The following is a 15,049-nucleotide window of genomic DNA, read 5'->3' as shown; positions in this document are numbered from 1 at the left end:
CCGGCAAGCGTTCGGATCGAGGATCGGAGCCGGTAGATCAATGGCTTCCATGCGCGCTTTCTGCTTTTCACGTTTTTGTGGAACAATGCCGCGATATGCGTTTGCGAGGTTGTATGCCGTGATCGACTCCGATGGTTTTCGCCCCAATGTCGGCATCATCCTGACCAATGATGTCGGGCAAGTGCTGTGGGCCCGGCGGATTAATCAGGATGCCTGGCAGTTTCCGCAAGGCGGCATCAACCCGCGCGAGACGCCGGAGGAGGCGCTCTTTCGCGAGTTGAACGAAGAGGTCGGCCTGGAAGAGCAGGACGTCAAGATTCTCGCCTGCACCCGTGGCTGGCTGCGCTATCGCTTGCCTCAGCGGCTGGTGCGTACTCATAGTCAGCCGCTGTGTATCGGTCAGAAGCAGAAATGGTTCTTGCTGCGCCTTACCGGTGCTGAAGACCGGGTTCGTATGGATCTGACCGGCAAGCCCGAGTTCGACGGCTGGCGCTGGGTCAGTTACTGGTACCCGTTGGGGCAGGTGGTCACCTTCAAGCGCGAGGTTTACCGTCGCGCCTTAAAAGAACTCGCTCCGCGCCTCCTGGCGCGGGACTGACGGGAGAAAGCCCCTGAGCATGCTCGGCACGCTGCGCAAGATCGTCCAGGAAGTAAACGCTGCCAAGGACCTCAAGGCGGCCTTGGGCATTATCGTGCTGAGAGTTCGGGCGGCCATGGCCAGCCACGTCTGCTCGGTCTACCTGCTCGATCCCGAATCCGGGCGTTTTGTCCTGATGGCCACCGAAGGCCTGAACAAGAAGGCCATCGGCAAAGTCAGCATGGCGCCGAATGAGGGTCTGGTCGGCTTGGTTGGCACGCGTGAGGAGCCGCTCAACCTGGAGCATGCGTGTGAACATCCGCGCTACCGCTATTTCGCTGAAACCGGCGAAGAACGCTACGCCTCCTTTCTCGGCGCACCGATCATCCACCACCGGCGGGTGATGGGTGTTCTGGTCATTCAGCAGAGAGAACAACGCCTGTTCGACGAGGGCGAAGAGGCATTCCTCGTAACTATGAGTGCACAGCTCGCCGGTGTTATCGCTCATGCCGAGGCGACCGGGTCGATTCGTGGCCTCGGCCGGCAGGGCAAGGGCATCCAGGAAACCCGCTTTATCGGTATTCCCGGCGCGCCTGGCGCGGCAGTGGGTACCGCTGTCGTCGTTCTGCCACCCGCTGACCTCGATGTGGTGCCGGACAAGACGATTGAGGACATCCCGGCTGAACTGGTGCTGTTCGAGGCTGCGCTCGAAGCAGTGCGAGCCGATATGCGTGCGCTGTCCGAAAAGCTTGCGACCCAGATGCGCAAGGAAGAGCGTGCGCTGTTCGACGTCTATCTGATGATGCTGGATGACTCCGCACTCGGCGGCGAGGTGTCCAAGGTTATCCGCACGGGCCAATGGGCCCAAGGCGCGCTGCGTCAGGTCGTCAGCGACCACGTCGGCCGCTTCGAGATGATGGACGATGCCTACCTGCGTGAGCGCGCCTCGGACGTCAAGGACATCGGCCGACGTTTGCTCGGCTACCTGCAGCAGGCGCGCCAGCAGACCCTGACCTACCCGGACAACACCATTCTGGTCAGCGAGGAGCTGTCCCCGGCGATGCTTGGCGAGGTGCCTGAAGGCAAGTTGATGGGCATGGTTTCGGTACTGGGTTCGAGTAACTCACACGTGGCGATCCTGGCGCGGGCCATGGGTATTCCCACGGTGATGGGGGCGGTTGACCTGCCATATTCGAAGGTCGATGGCATCGAGCTGATCATCGACGGCACCCGTGGCGAGATCATCACCAACCCGGCAAAGGTGCTGCGCGAGCAATACCTGGTTCTGGCCGAGCAGGAGCGGCAGCTGTCCGAAGGGCTCGACGTGCTGCGCGAGCTGCCTTGCGAGACCACCGATGGTCTGCGCATCCCGCTGTGGGTGAATACCGGTCTGCTCGCCGATGTGGTGCGTGCGCAGGAGCGCGGCGCCGAAGGCGTTGGCCTGTATCGCACCGAAGTGCCCTTCATGATCAAGGAGCGCTTCCCCAGCGAGAAGGAGCAGATGGCGATCTATCGCGAGCAGCTGCAAGCCTTCCACCCGCTGCCGGTGACCATGCGCAGCCTCGACATTGGCGGTGACAAAAGCCTGCCTTACTTCCCGATCAAGGAAGAAAATCCCTTCCTCGGCTGGCGCGGGATCCGCGTCACACTCGACCATCCCGAAATTTTTCTGCTGCAGACCCGCGCCATGCTCAAGGCCAGCGCCGGGCTGGACAACCTGCGCATTCTGCTGCCAATGATTTCTGGCACGCGCGAGCTGGAAGAGGCGCTGCACCTGATCCACCGCGCCTGGGGTGAGGTACGTGATGAAGGCACCGACGTCGAAATGCCGCCAGTTGGGGTGATGATCGAAGTGCCGGCTGCGGTCTATCTGACCCGCGAACTGGCGCGTCAGGTGGACTTCATCTCGGTGGGCTCCAACGACCTGACTCAGTATCTGCTGGCAGTAGACCGCAACAACCCGCGGGTTGCCGATCTGTACGATTACCTGCATCCCGCAGTGCTCGAAGCGTTGCAGCGGGTCGTCCGAGAGGCGCACGACGAAGGTAAGCCGGTCAGCATCTGCGGTGAAATGGCTGGCGATCCGGGCGCAGCCATCCTGCTGCTGGCGATGGGCTTCGACAGCCTGTCGATGAACGCCACCAACCTGCCCAAGGTGAAGTGGATGCTGCGTCAGATCAGTTCGGTCACGGCGCGTGAGCTGTTGGCCAAGGTGATGAAAATGGACAGCCCGCAGGTCATCCACGCCACGGTGCAGCTGACCCTGCGCAATCTCGGCCTGGATCGCATGGTTAATCCATCTGCCGCGATCTAACCCGGCACCTTTGCGGGCTCAGCTGTCGTCGACGGCAGGTCCATCTCTGTTTCACCGGTCACGCCCTCCGCGTCGAAACGGCGCTCGGTCATGCTCATGGAACCGTCCGCGCGGCGGACCAATAGGGTTATGGCGCGGGTGCCATAGTCCGGACTGGCGATAAACGCGCTCGACAACAGCTTCTCCATCTCCTGCGAGATGCCAGTAGCCGGCAGTTCGGCATCCGCGGCGGGCCGTGCGTCGCTCATGATCTCTAGCAACCGGTCGCGCTCCGGCGCACCGAGGCAGGCCTCTAGCGCCGAGCGAGTGCTCAGCAGCTTTGGCCAGGGCGTATCCAGCGCTGCATTGGAAAGACCGTAGACGCCCGGCGATAGAGCGCGGGGCGTTGCTTCCTTTGAATTGAGATACCAGAGCTCGGTGAGATTCCCGACCAGCAGGTTGAAGCCGGAATATTGACCGAGATTGCCGGTCAGCTCCTGCAGATAGTGCGCCGGCGATTGCGCGCCCCGCAGGAAGCGTTCGGGCAGCTCGCCTCGCGAGCGCTCGCCAAGAGGGGCGCCGGGCGCACGAATATTGGTCAGCGCAGCGAAGCGTCCATCCGTGGTTACACCCATCCAGGTGCCGCCTGCCTGCAGGTCGCGACCGGCTACGACCTGCGGCGCGTCGTCCCAATGCCCCAACGGGAGACTGGGGCGCGCATGAAATTCGTCACGGTTGGCGGCGACGATCAACGGCTGTGCATGGCCGTGGCGCCAGGCGAATACGATCAAGCACATGAGAAACCGGACTCGGTAGCAAGGACGCGTCGAGGCTAGACGAAAACGCAGCGCCCACGCCACATCGGCAGGACGCTGGTTACGTTTCAGAGGATTGCCGCGTTCCGCCCCGCTGGCGTTTTTCCGCTAACATGCCGCTTTGTTTTTCAAGGTGGCTCGATGGAGTTCGCGCTTTATCTGCTTCTGGGCGGATTCGCTGGTGTACTGGCAGGGCTGTTCGGTGTCGGGGGTGGCCTGATCATCGTTCCGGTGCTGGTGTTCAGCTTTACAGCGCAGGGATTCGACCCGCAGATCCTTACCCATCTGGCCGTCGGCACCTCGCTGGCAACCATCGTCTTTACCTCGATGAACTCGATTCTGACGCACCATCGCAAGGGCGCCGTGCAGTGGCCCGTGGTGCTCTGGATGACGCTTGGCATTCTGCTCGGCTCGGCGCTGGGAAGCCTGACGGCGGCGTCGATTCAAGGCCCGCTGCTGCAGAAAATCATCGGTTTGTTCGCCATCGCCATGTCGGTGCAGATGGGGTTTTCACTGCAGCCCAAGGCCAGCGCTGGCGTACCCGGACGGCCAGTGCTGGCCGTTGCCGGCGCAGTGATCGGATGGGCATCGGCCATCTTCGGGATCGGCGGCGGTTCGTTGACCGTGCCGTTTCTCAGCTGGCGCAGCGTACCGATGCAGCAAGCGGTGGGCACCTCGGCTGCTTGCGGTTTGCCGATTGCGCTCGCCGGTGCATTGAGCTTCGCGGTTGTTGGCTGGCAGGATGCGCATCTGCCCGGCTGGAGCTTCGGTTACGTCTATTTGCCAGCGCTGGTTGGCGTCGCCATCACCAGCATGTTCTTTGCCCGTGTCGGCGCTAATCTGGCGCATCGATTGTCCCCTTCAATGCTGCGGCGCCTGTTCGCGCTGCTGCTGTTGGGCGTAGGTATCAATTTCTTGATCTGAGGAAAATCCGGATGCTGCCTTATCCGCAGATAGACCCTGTGGCCGTGTCGCTAGGCCCGCTGCAAATCCACTGGTATGGCCTGATGTACCTGATCGGCATCGGCGGTGCCTGGCTGCTGGCATCGCGTCGGTTGCACCGCTTCGAACCCACCTGGGACAAGGACAAGCTTTCCGACCTGGTGTTCTGGGTGGCCATGGGCGTAATCGTCGGTGGGCGGCTGGGCTACGTGCTGTTCTACGATCTGGCGTCCTATATCAACGATCCGACGCTGATCTTCCAGGTCTGGAAGGGTGGCATGTCGTTTCATGGTGGTCTGCTGGGCGTATTGCTGTGCACCTGGATATTCGCCCGGCGCAACGGCAAGAAGTTTTTCGAGCTGATGGACTTCATTGCCCCCTTTGTACCCATTGGGCTGGGCGCCGGGCGCATCGGTAACTTCATCAATGCCGAACTCTGGGGCAAGGCGACCGATGTGCCTTGGGCGATGGTCTTCCCGACCGATCCGCAACAGCTGGCGCGGCACCCGTCGCAGCTCTACCAGTTCGCCCTGGAAGGCGTGGCCTTGTTCGTCATTCTCTGGCTCTATTCGAGCAAACCGCGGCCGACCATGGCGGTGTCCGGCCTGTTCGCCGTGTGCTACGGCATCTTCCGCTTCATTGTCGAGTTCGTTCGCGTACCTGACGCCCAGCTCGGTTACCTGGCGTTTGGCTGGCTGACCATGGGGCAGGTGCTGTGCATCCCGATGATCCTGATCGGTCTTGGCATGATTGCCTGGGGCTACCGTCACGAGCCGGTAAAGGCGGCCGCCTGATCGCACACCGTCCGGCTTCGTCGCCTAAAGGGCGACAAGCCGGACGTCGCCTTTTACTATTTGCAGCATTCCGTTCACCGCGCCCCGGCGCCCGCTTCGAGCCCATTGATGAAACAGTATCTCGACCTGATGCGCCATGTGCGCGAGCACGGCACCTTCAAGAGCGATCGCACCGGCACTGGCACCTACAGCGTATTTGGTCATCAAATGCGCTTCGACCTGGCGGACGGCTTCCCGCTGGTGACGACCAAGAAGTGCCACCTGAAATCGATCATTCACGAGCTGCTGTGGTTTCTTCAGGGCGATACCAATATCAAGTACCTGCAGGAAAACGGGGTGCGGATCTGGGACGAATGGGCCGACGAGAACGGTGAGCTCGGCCCGGTCTACGGCTACCAGTGGCGCAATTGGCCGGCGCCCAACGGCGAGTCGGTCGACCAGATCAGCAAGCTGGTGGAGATGATCAAGAAAAACCCGGATTCGCGGCGGCTGATGGTGTCAGCCTGGAACCCGGCGCTGGTCGATCAGATGGCCCTACCGCCATGCCACGCGCTGTTCCAGTTCTATGTGGCGGACGGCAAGCTCAGCTGCCAGCTCTACCAGCGCTCGGCTGACATCTTCCTCGGTGTGCCCTTCAACATCGCCAGCTACGCATTGCTGACGCTGATGGTGGCGCAGGTGTGCGACCTGCAACCCGGTGAATTCATCTGGAGCGGCGGTGATTGCCACCTCTATGCCAATCACCTGGAGCAGGCCGACCTGCAGTTGACCCGCGAGCCGCTGCCGCTGCCGACCATGCAGCTCAACCCCGAGGTAAAGGATCTGTTCGCCTTCCGCTTCGAGGACTTCGAACTGGTCGGCTACGAAGCCCATCCGCACATCAAGGCCCCGGTTGCCGTCTGAGACGCCCTTGCTCTATTGCCCGCCCAGGTAGCGTGCCTGCATGTCCGGCCAGCGGGGGCTGTTGGTGATATCCAGAATCGCTTGGCTCAGCCGCTCCCGGTACGGGCTGCCAGCGCGCACGGCAAAGGCATAGGATTGATCTTCAAAGGTGCCGGGCAGCAGTCGTAAGCCCTCGCCCTGCCGCTCGGCGTTTCGGTACTGAAGGATCGGCTGGTCGTAGACGACAGCGTCCGCCTCGCCATCGATCACGGCTTGAATCGCCTGACTGAGGTCGGAAAAGGCGGTGGTGCGTACGCGGTGGTGCTGTAAATAGTCGGAGCTGACGGTGCCGTCTACCGTCGCTACGTGAGCGCCGCGCAGATCGTCCGGCCCTTGCAGCCCGCTTTTCAGGCTGCCAACCGTCAAGGTGCTGGTCACGGCCGCGGTGAAGGTCGACACCATGATCAATGCAGCGAACATCCAGACAATGGCGATCAGGCGACCGCCGAGGGTAACCGGCGCCTTGTCACCATAGCCGACGGTGGTCATGGTGACCGCTGCCCACCAGAAGCTGTTGCCTAGCCCCTCGACCGAACTGCCGCCGAACTGCTCGCGGTTGCGCCGGCGCTCGAACAGCCAGAGCAGCGCGCCGACCAGCAGCAATAACGCGCCCAGGCCCAGCACCAAGCTCGCGAATTGCCAGGAAAACAGGGCTCGAACGGCGCCCCAGCCACTGCCCTGCTGGGCCGGCGGAACGCCGATTGCCAGCCCCGTGCGGTAGAACGGGTGGGTGAAATCCACCAGCGCCTCGCGCTCGGCGGTCATGGTCAGCGCGCCGACCACCACATCCAGCTGATCCTGCTTCAGTCCGGGCAGCAGCTGATCGAACGCCATGGGCTGCAACTCGTAGCGATATCCTGCCTGCTCGGCGATGGCCTGCCACAGATCGATGCTGATGCCGCTCCAACTGCCATCGGCCTCCTGAATGACGAAGGGCGGCACCTCCGTAATGCCCACACGCAGCACGTCGCCTTGTGGCTGAGCAGTGGCCTGCTGGCTTAATAAGGCGAACAGCAAAGCGATCAGAAACTTTGGCACATCTCTTTCCTCGTTGTCGTTGTGCGCTCAGGGTAGCAAAGCTGAACGGCCTAACCGGCAGGGCGAGTGTTCAGGAAAGTCGCCAGAGTGCCATCTGCGTTGTATAGACTCTGGGTAAACCATGATCAGAGGGCAGCGCATGCGACGGGTCGTATTCAATCAAAAAGGTGGGGTCGGCAAGTCCAGCATTGCCTGCAACCTGGCGGCAGTCAGCGCAGCGCAAGGCTATCGCACGCTGCTGATCGACCTGGATGCGCAAGCCAATTCCAGTCATTACCTCACCGGGCTGACCGGCGACGAACTGCCGACGGGGATCGCCGACTACTTCAAGCAAATCCTGGCGGGAGGGCCGGCGGGCAAGAAGGCTCGCCCACCGATCACCGAAACCCGTTTCGAAAACCTGCACCTGATTACCGCCACCGCGGAATTGGCCGATCTGCAACCCAAGCTCGAAGCCAAGCACAAGATCAACAAGCTGCGGAAGCTGATGGAAAGCCTCTCTGAAGAGTACGAGCGCATCTATCTGGACACGCCGCCGGCACTGAACTTCTTTACCCTGTCGGCCCTGATAGCCGCGGACAGTTGCCTGATACCGTTCGACTGCGACAGCTTTTCCCGTCAGGCGCTGTATAGCCTGCTCGAGGAAATCGAGGAGCTGCAGGAAGACCACAATGAAGCGCTGCGAGTCGAAGGTATCGTCGTCAACCAATTCCAGCCGCGCGCGGCCCTGCCGCAGCAGATGATCGACGAACTGCTGGCCGAGGGGCTGCCCGTACTGCCGGTGCATCTGATGAGCTCGGTGCGCATGCGCGAGTCGCATCAGGTCTGCACGCCGCTCATCCACCTCGACCCACGGCACAAGCTGACGCAGCAGTTCGTCGAGTTGCACGCCTATCTGGAAAACGCGGGCTGATCGAATTTCACGGACTGCTTTTTCGCGCCCTCGATGCGGCGGCCAAGGCGCGTCGCTCTTGTTTATAGCGCTAAACGTCGCAAGGTTTTGTGCAGGCGCAACTGCAGCGCCCGGCAGGACGGTTCCGTCAGAACTGTCCGCTCGCAACATCTATTGGCCCGCCCGGGTGTCAGTGAGCGATCAGCACGTCGCAGGGGGGCTGGTCGAGATACTCTCGTGTAAGGCTGCCGAGCAGCGCTTCGCTCATCGTGCCACGGCTGTGGCTGCCCAGTGCCAGGAGTTGTGGTTGCACCGCCGCAATGGCCGAGTCTAGACAGTTGTTGCGCTCACCGTACCGTAAGCTCGACTGCAACTGGGCACCGGTATCGGCCAGGTGCCGGCGAAGATCCGCGACAAGCTGGTCGAACAGTTCGTGCTGCAGCGTCAGCTCGGCTGATTCCGGCGGGCACACTTCCGATGACTCATAGATATTCAGTGCGGTGAGAGCACTCCCGGCGGACATCAACTGCCACGCCGACTGCAGTGCGCGACTGGCGCAGCCGGAGTAATCCAGCGCAGCCAGCGCGCGTGAGTAGGGGGCTGCAGGCGTGACCGCCAACAGCAGCGGCGCGGGGCAGCTCTGCAGGACCTGCTCCAGCGTGGTGCCGGCGAAGCCTTGCGGCGACTGCCGGTGGTGGCGGCCCATTATCAGCAAGTCGATTTCCAGCCCGGCGGCTTGGGTAAGAATTTCCTCGGCGGCGCGACCCTGGCGGATCCACGGTTGCAGCTGAGCAAGGCCGTGACGTTCAAGCGTTGTGTGCAGATAAACCTGTGCATGCTGCTGCTCCTTCGCGTCCGGCTGGCCTGTCAGAACGTGCAGCACGCTCAGTCGTGCTCCGGTTTGCTGCGCCAACTGCGCCGCGCGGCTCAAGGCCAGGCCGGCCTCGGGGCTGAGATCGTGGGCGACAAGAATATGCTGAACCATGGCGGCCTCGCGGTTTGCTGAGCGAAATGGCTGCAGTATGCCGGGCAGATCCAGGCGTTGTCCTGATCAGGAGCAGGTGTCCTCTGTGTGCCCAGAAAAGAGGCTGGCCGCCGCTTTGATCTGGAACGCTTTTTTCATCGGGCTGCTGACGCTATGCTGGCGGCCATTCATGCAGGAGCGAGTGATGAGCAAGGTCAGTGTGCTGGTGGTGGATGACGCACCCTTCATTCGGGATTTGATCAAGAAAGGGTTGCGTAGCCACTTCCCGGGGATTCGTATCGAGGACGCTGTGAACGGGCGTAAGGCCCAGCAGATGCTCGATCGCGATTCTTTCGACCTGATCCTCTGCGATTGGGAAATGCCGGAAATGTCCGGCCTTGAACTGCTCACCTGGTGCCGCGCTCAGGAAAAGCTCAAAACCACCCCGTTCATCATGGTCACCAGCCGTGGCGACAAGGAAAACGTGGTGCAGGCGATCCAGTCCGGTGTATCCGATTTCATCGGCAAGCCATTCTCCAACGAACAATTGACCACCAAGGTCCGCAAGGCCCTTGGAAGGGCCGGCAAGCTCGGTGCGTTGGCTGCCAGCGCACCGGCACGGCCGACCAACACCGGCATGGCTAACGATTCCTTGGCTGCGTTGACGGGCGGTAAGGCTGAAGTCATCAAACCGGCATCCGCTGCGGCGGCTGTGTCGCCGGCGCCCGGTTTCGCCGCGCCGCTCGTGCAGCCGGGCGCAGCCAAACCAACAGCAGCCAGTGGCGGTCGCGGCCAAGGCCAGCTGCGCCTGGCGAGCGGGACGCTTGCGTGCGTCATCAAGGCCCTCAGTCTTAAAGAGGGGCTGCTAGTGGTCAGGCGCGGTGAGACGCTACCGCAGGTGCTGGAGAGCGCAGTGCTCGATCTGGAGCAGGGCGAAGGCGGGGAGGTGGCACGCCTCAATGGCTATCTGCACGCGGTCGCAGCGCTGGAACCCAAGCCGGACAGTGAGTGGCTGCAATTGACCTTTCGCTTCGTCGATCGCGATCCGCAAAAGCTCGATTACCTGTCCCGGCTGATCGCTCGGGGCACCGCTCAGCGTCACTTCGTGCCGGGCGCTTAAGGACCGCCGAGGCGGTTGAGAATGCGAGCAGTGCGACCGACTGTCCGGAAAACCCAATGATGCGATGAACCATTTCACAGGCTGACAGTCGGTGGCTCGCGCTTACACCGCTGCGCTGTTAGTCTGCAGCGCTCTGACACATAACCACATGAAGTCTGCCGTTATGTTGGGGCGCACCTTTCTTGCTCTTGGGTTGTTCTGGCTGGCCATGCCTGCCTCGGCCCTCACCATCTACAAGTACACCGACGCCAACGGCGTGGTCACCTACAGCGACCAGGCTGCACCGGGTGCGCGCGTGTTCACCTTCAGTGATCGAATGGTCGAGAAGCTCGACACCCAGGTAAAGCTGGAAACCCGCAAGCATGCCGGGGGCGAAACCCTCGTGGTGCGCAACGACCTGTTCGCCCCGGTCGATGTGGAGCTCAAACTGACGGGTGTGCAGAACGCCGTCGGCGCACCGGACAAGCCAATCCGCTGGGTGCTGCCGCCGCGCAGCCAAATCCGCCTGGCAACCCTGGCCCCGCTCGACCCTTCCAAGCCGCTGAAATACACGCCCAAGCTGCGCCACGCGCTCGGCGATCCACGCCTGTTACCCAAGCCCTACAAGTATCCGCTACCCTGGCGCGGCGGCCCGTTCCGCCTGACTCAGGGCGCCAACGGCAAGTACAGCCACTTCACCCCGAAAGGTCGGTACGCCGCCGACATCGCCATGCCCGAGGGTACGCCGATCATCGCGGCGCGGGGCGGCATGGTGGTCAAGATCGAGAACGCCCAGAGCGGACGAGGCAACAACCCGGCCGGTAACTTCGTCCGTGTGCTGCATGATGACGGCACCATGGGCGTCTACCTACACCTGATGAAAGGCTCGGTCAGTGTCGGCGAAGGGCAGCGTATCGAAGCCGGTTCCCTGCTGGCGCGCTCGGGCAATACCGGCAACAGCACCGGCCCGCATCTGCATTTCGTCGTCCAGCGCAACGTCGGCCTGGCGGTCGAGTCGATTCCCTTCGATTTCGCCCAGCCAGTCAACAGCCTGCCGAATTTCGCGGTTGGTGGGGACTAAGGGTAGCTGCAAGCCCCTAGTCATGGGTCGAAAGCAAAAGCCCGACGCTAGCGCTCGAACCGCAGCTGAAAGCCAGCTGGCTTATTCCTGCTTCAACACCTTGGCCAACACGATCTTCGGGCCGCGCATCTTCTTGACCACGATCTGCAGATCGTCGACCAGCAACTCCTCGTTTTCTTCCGGGACGCGCTTGAGGGTTTCGTAGATCAGCCCTGCCAAGGTGTCGGCCTCGATATGGTCCAGGTCGATACCGAGCAGGCGTTCGAGCTTGAACAGCGGGGTGTCGCCACGCACCAGCAATTTGCCAGGCTGATAAGCGAGGATGCCGCGCTCGGTCTTGCGATGCTCGTCCTGAATGTCCCCGACCAGCACTTCCAGCACATCCTCCATGGTCAGGAAGCCCACTACCTTGTGGTCGCCCTCTTCAACCAGCACGAAGTGCGCTCCGCCTTGGCGGAATTGTTCCAGCAGCACGTTGAGCGGCAGATAGCGCGGCACGCGTTCCAGGGGTCGCAGTATGTCGCTGAGCACGAAGTGCTGGGCCAACTGGTCGTCGCTGGCTAACGCCAGCAGCAAGTCCTTGATGTGCAGCAGCCCGATGTAGTCACCCTGCTCGCTGTCATATGCAGGGTAGCGGCTGTACTTATGGCGGCGGATCACGTCGAGGATTTCTGCCAGCGAGGCACAGTGTTCCAGCTGAACCAGGTCCTCCCGGGAGTTGGCCCAGTCCGCCACCTCCAACTCACTCATCTCGACTGCCGAGGCGAGCACTTTGATGTCCTGGTTGGCCGGGTCCAGGGCCCGGTTTGAATGCAGGATCAGCTTCAGCTCTTCGCGGCTGTAGTGGTGTTCATGATGACTGCCGGGCTCACCCTGGCCGGCTACCCGAAGAATCGCGTTGGCGCTGGCGTTGAGCAGGTAGATGGCGGGGTACATCGCCCAGTAGAACAAGTACAGCGGTGCAGCCGTCCACAGCGAAAGCAGCTCGGGCTTGCGGATCGCCCAGGACTTGGGCGCCAGCTCACCGATGACGATGTGCAGATAGGAAATGATGAAAAACGCCGTGAAAAAGGCGATGCCATGCACGACAGCCTGGGACTGGATGCCAACGGCAGCCATGACCGGCTCCAGCAGGTGAGCAAAGGCCGGCTCACCGACCCAGCCGAGGCCCAGTGAGGCGAGGGTAATCCCCAGCTGGCAGGCAGAGAGGTAGGCATCCAGCTGACTGTGCACTTTGCGCAGGATGTGCCCGCGCCAGCCATGCTGCTTGGCAATGGCCTCGACCTTGGTGGCGCGCAGCTTGACCATGGCGAACTCGGCCGCCACAAAGAAGCCATTGAGCAAGACCAGGAAAAGCGCAAACAGAATCATGCCGAAGTCGGCGAAATAGGATGAAGCGGCGTAACTAGCGGGGGAAGGGTCCATTAGGGTGTCGGGTAGTCGAAGACGGCCCAAGGATGGGGCCGGCCCGGGGTTATTTCAAGGCGCCATTGGGCGTCAGGTTTCGGCCGGCCGCGCAGCGGTCACTGTACCGTGGCCTGGCTCAACGGGAAGTGACAGGTGAAGGTGCTGCCCTTGCCGGGCGTGCTGTTGATGTCCAGGCGGCCTTGATGGCGCAGCAGCACGTGCTTGACGATCGCCAGGCCGAGGCCGGTGCCGCCGGTGTTGCTGGCCCGGCTGGAATCGACTCGGTAGAAGCGTTCAGTCAAGCGCGGCAGATGCTTGGATTCGATGCCGATGCCGAAATCCTGCACCGCCAGGTGGGCGCCATGTTCGTTGCACCACCAGCGGATATGCACTTCGCCATGGTCTGGCGTGTATTTCACAGCATTGAACACCAGGTTGGAGAAGGCGCTGCGCAGTTCGCTCTCGCTGCCTTTGAGCAGCAGGGTTGGGTCTGCTTCCAGAGATATCCGATGGTTGCGCTCGGCCGACAGTGCCTGGGCGTCGCCCTTGATCGACTGCAGCAATGTCGCGACAGCTACCGGCTGTGAGTTGGTCGGTGGATTCGTCGCCTCCAGCTTGGCAAGCAGCAACAGGTCGTTGAGCAGGTGCTGCATGCGCCCGGCCTGCTGATTCATCTGATTCAGCGCACGCGGCCAGCGGGCGGGCATTTCATCGGTGTGTTCGAGCATCGTTTCCAGATAGCCGGCGATCACCGTCAACGGCGTACGCAGCTCGTGGGAAACGTTGGCCACGAAGTCCTTCCGCATTTGCTCCAGCAGATGCAAACGGGTGATGTCGCGCACCACCATCAGGTGCTCGCTGTTGCCGTAGCGGGTGATGGTGACCTGCAGCCAGAGCCTGTCGTTGACGGGCGAGGACAGCTCCAGGGGTTCCTCGTGGCGCCCTTTTTCGAAATATTCCTTGAAGCTCGGGTGGCGGACCAGGTTGGTCACCGGATGACCGGTATCCTGCGGCTTCTTCAGGCCCAGCAGGCGCTCGGCAGCAGGGTTCCACCACTCCAGATTACCGTCGCTGTCGAGCATGATCACTGCATCCCTGAGTGCAGTGGTAGAGCCCTGCACCCGGTCGATCACCGACTGCAACTGGGCGCGCAGACGCAGGTCGCGGCGCTGGAGCTGGTACAGGTTGTCGAAGATTTCACCCCAGATGCCATGGCTGTCTGGCGGCGGCTGGTCGGTCTGATCGCTCTTCAGCCACAGCAGCAAACGGCGGATCTGGCGCAGGGTCCATGCCAGGTAGCCGGTGAGGCCGATGACCAGCGCCCAGGCATATTCGCCTGTGACCAGGCCCACCAGCAGGCATCCAGCCAATATCAACAGCAGGCGGCGCACCAGGGCGCCTTGCCAGTCTTGATTCACCGCTAACGCTCCTTGAGGCAGCTTGGGGCCGGCCGGAATGGATCTACAACGCCAGCGAATGCCCGGCGGTTGCGGCTTGTTCAGCTCTTGGTGGAGAAACGGTATCCGGTGCCACGCACGGTTTGCACCAGGTTTTCATAGGTCTCGCCCAATGCTTTGCGCAGGCGACGGATATGCACGTCCACGGTGCGCTCCTCGACGTACACATTGCCGCCCCACACCTGGTCGAGCAACTGTCCGCGGGTATAGGCACGTTCCTGGTGGGTCATGAAGAACTGCAACAGACGGTACTCGGTCGGGCCCATGTCTGCCGGCGTGCCGTCGATGGTTACCCGGTGGCTGACGGGGTCCAGCAACAGACCGCCGATCTCGATAGGCGTTTCGTTGTCGCTGGTGCCTGCGCGGCGCAGCACGGCCTTCAGGCGCGCAACCAGCTCACGTGGCGAAAAGGGCTTGGTGATGTAGTCGTCGGCGCCCACTTCCAGACCCTGGATCTTGTTGTCCTCGGCGTCCTTGGCGGTAAGCATGATGATCGGTGTGTTGGCCGTCATCTCGTCCCGCTTGAGGCGTCGTGCCAGCTCGATGCCCGAGGTACCTGGCAGCATCCAGTCGAGCAGGATCAGGTCCGGTTGGCGGTCGATGATCAGCGCATGGGCCTGCTGGATGTTTTCCGCTTCAAGGCATTCGTAGCCGGCCATCTCCAGCGCTACCACGATCATTTCCCGAATCGGCGCTTCGTCATCGACGATCAGTATGCATTTGCCGTTCATGTCCGCTCTCGGTCCGT

Annotated in this window: 14 protein-coding genes; 8 read left to right on the top strand and 6 right to left on the bottom strand. The window is 62.0% G+C overall.

The window, feature by feature from the left end; genetic code table 11:
• Positions 1–118: 118 nt before the first annotated feature.
• Together CXK96_RS17880 and ptsP are read left to right on the top strand one after the other, a co-directional pair.
• Complete coding sequence (locus CXK96_RS17880; RefSeq protein ID WP_102837835.1) at positions 119–598, top strand: RNA pyrophosphohydrolase; 480 nt, start codon at positions 119–121, stop codon at positions 596–598.
• 19 nt (positions 599–617) lie between these two features.
• Positions 618–2,891 carry a phosphoenolpyruvate--protein phosphotransferase gene (gene ptsP, locus CXK96_RS17875; protein WP_102837784.1) on the top strand — a complete coding sequence of 758 codons (2,274 nt, stop codon included), beginning with the start codon at positions 618–620 and terminating at the stop codon, positions 2,889–2,891.
• Here ptsP and CXK96_RS17870 read toward each other — a convergent pair.
• A complete protein-coding gene (locus CXK96_RS17870) occupies positions 2,888–3,667 on the bottom strand; it encodes an NRDE family protein (protein WP_102837783.1) in 780 nt (259 codons plus the stop codon). The two genes, ptsP and CXK96_RS17870, sit on opposite strands and share 4 nt — an antisense overlap.
• 159 nt (positions 3,668–3,826) lie before the next feature.
• Between CXK96_RS17870 and CXK96_RS17865 the strand changes: the two genes are divergently transcribed.
• The 3 genes from CXK96_RS17865 to CXK96_RS17855 all read left to right on the top strand — a co-directional run bounded on the left by CXK96_RS17865 (position 3,827) and on the right by CXK96_RS17855 (position 6,324).
• The gene (locus CXK96_RS17865; RefSeq protein ID WP_102837782.1) at positions 3,827–4,609 is read left to right on the top strand and encodes a sulfite exporter TauE/SafE family protein; all 783 of its coding nucleotides are present in this window, start codon (positions 3,827–3,829) and stop codon (positions 4,607–4,609) included.
• 11 nt (positions 4,610–4,620) lie between these two features.
• Positions 4,621–5,421: a prolipoprotein diacylglyceryl transferase gene (lgt, locus tag CXK96_RS17860; RefSeq protein ID WP_102837781.1), complete on the top strand. Its 801-nt coding sequence runs from the start codon at positions 4,621–4,623 to the stop codon at positions 5,419–5,421.
• Positions 5,422–5,529: 108 nt separating this feature from the next.
• Positions 5,530–6,324 (top strand): thymidylate synthase, encoded by a 795-nt coding sequence (locus CXK96_RS17855; protein WP_102837780.1) that lies wholly within the window; start codon positions 5,530–5,532, stop codon positions 6,322–6,324.
• Between the two features lie 12 nt (positions 6,325–6,336).
• Here CXK96_RS17855 and CXK96_RS17850 read toward each other — a convergent pair whose 3' ends face one another.
• Positions 6,337–7,401 carry a transporter substrate-binding domain-containing protein gene (locus CXK96_RS17850; protein WP_102837779.1) on the bottom strand — a complete coding sequence of 355 codons (1,065 nt, stop codon included), beginning with the start codon at positions 7,399–7,401 and terminating at the stop codon, positions 6,337–6,339.
• 139 nt (positions 7,402–7,540) lie between these two features.
• Here CXK96_RS17850 and CXK96_RS17845 point away from each other — a divergent pair, with 139 nt between their 5' ends.
• Positions 7,541–8,314, top strand: a complete 774-nt coding sequence (locus CXK96_RS17845; protein ID WP_102837778.1) for a ParA family protein — start codon at positions 7,541–7,543, stop codon at positions 8,312–8,314.
• Positions 8,315–8,483: 169 nt separating this feature from the next.
• On the opposite strand, the gene CXK96_RS17840 is transcribed toward CXK96_RS17845, so the two are convergent.
• Entirely contained in the window at positions 8,484–9,278 is a 795-nt protein-coding gene (locus CXK96_RS17840; protein WP_102837777.1) for a universal stress protein, read from the bottom strand.
• 184 nt (positions 9,279–9,462) lie between these two features.
• Here CXK96_RS17840 and CXK96_RS17835 point away from each other — a divergent pair, with 184 nt between their 5' ends.
• Positions 9,463–10,377 carry a response regulator gene (locus tag CXK96_RS17835; protein ID WP_102837834.1) on the top strand — a complete coding sequence of 305 codons (915 nt, stop codon included), beginning with the start codon at positions 9,463–9,465 and terminating at the stop codon, positions 10,375–10,377.
• A gap of 163 nt (positions 10,378–10,540) precedes the next feature.
• Positions 10,541–11,437 (top strand): peptidoglycan DD-metalloendopeptidase family protein, encoded by an 897-nt coding sequence (locus CXK96_RS17830; protein ID WP_102837776.1) that lies wholly within the window; start codon positions 10,541–10,543, stop codon positions 11,435–11,437.
• An 81-nt stretch (positions 11,438–11,518) separates the two neighbouring features.
• On the opposite strand, the gene CXK96_RS17825 is transcribed toward CXK96_RS17830, so the two are convergent.
• The 3 genes from CXK96_RS17825 to phoB all read right to left on the bottom strand — a co-directional run bounded on the left by CXK96_RS17825 (position 11,519) and on the right by phoB (position 15,032).
• Positions 11,519–12,862: a hemolysin family protein gene (locus CXK96_RS17825; protein WP_102837775.1), complete on the bottom strand. Its 1,344-nt coding sequence runs from the start codon at positions 12,860–12,862 to the stop codon at positions 11,519–11,521.
• Positions 12,863–12,960: 98 nt separating this feature from the next.
• Positions 12,961–14,262: a phosphate regulon sensor histidine kinase PhoR gene (gene phoR, locus CXK96_RS17820; protein WP_102837774.1), complete on the bottom strand. Its 1,302-nt coding sequence runs from the start codon at positions 14,260–14,262 to the stop codon at positions 12,961–12,963.
• A gap of 80 nt (positions 14,263–14,342) precedes the next feature.
• A complete protein-coding gene (gene phoB / locus CXK96_RS17815) occupies positions 14,343–15,032 on the bottom strand; it encodes a phosphate regulon transcriptional regulator PhoB (protein WP_102837773.1) in 690 nt (229 codons plus the stop codon).
• Positions 15,033–15,049: the final 17 nt, after the last annotated feature.

Source organism: Stutzerimonas stutzeri, assembly GCF_002890895.1.
Taxonomy (GTDB): domain Bacteria; phylum Pseudomonadota; class Gammaproteobacteria; order Pseudomonadales; family Pseudomonadaceae; genus Stutzerimonas; species Stutzerimonas stutzeri_AB.
The sequence above is the reverse complement of the archived record's forward strand: the minus strand, read 5'-3'. Positions and strand labels throughout refer to the sequence as shown.

Coding starts and splice junctions, on each gene's coding strand:
- CXK96_RS17870 (WP_102837783.1), bottom strand. CDS start 3,667: ATGTGCTTGATCGTATTCGCCTGGCGCCACGGCCATGCACAGCCGTTG.
- CXK96_RS17825 (WP_102837775.1), bottom strand. CDS start 12,862: ATGGACCCTTCCCCCGCTAGTTACGCCGCTTCATCCTATTTCGCCGAC.
- CXK96_RS17845 (WP_102837778.1), top strand. CDS start 7,541: ATGCGACGGGTCGTATTCAATCAAAAAGGTGGGGTCGGCAAGTCCAGC.
- CXK96_RS17830 (WP_102837776.1), top strand. CDS start 10,541: ATGTTGGGGCGCACCTTTCTTGCTCTTGGGTTGTTCTGGCTGGCCATG.
- CXK96_RS17840 (WP_102837777.1), bottom strand. CDS start 9,278: ATGGTTCAGCATATTCTTGTCGCCCACGATCTCAGCCCCGAGGCCGGC.
- lgt (WP_102837781.1), top strand. CDS start 4,621: ATGCTGCCTTATCCGCAGATAGACCCTGTGGCCGTGTCGCTAGGCCCG.
- CXK96_RS17865 (WP_102837782.1), top strand. CDS start 3,827: ATGGAGTTCGCGCTTTATCTGCTTCTGGGCGGATTCGCTGGTGTACTG.
- ptsP (WP_102837784.1), top strand. CDS start 618: ATGCTCGGCACGCTGCGCAAGATCGTCCAGGAAGTAAACGCTGCCAAG.
- CXK96_RS17855 (WP_102837780.1), top strand. CDS start 5,530: ATGAAACAGTATCTCGACCTGATGCGCCATGTGCGCGAGCACGGCACC.
- phoB (WP_102837773.1), bottom strand. CDS start 15,032: ATGAACGGCAAATGCATACTGATCGTCGATGACGAAGCGCCGATTCGG.
- CXK96_RS17835 (WP_102837834.1), top strand. CDS start 9,463: ATGAGCAAGGTCAGTGTGCTGGTGGTGGATGACGCACCCTTCATTCGG.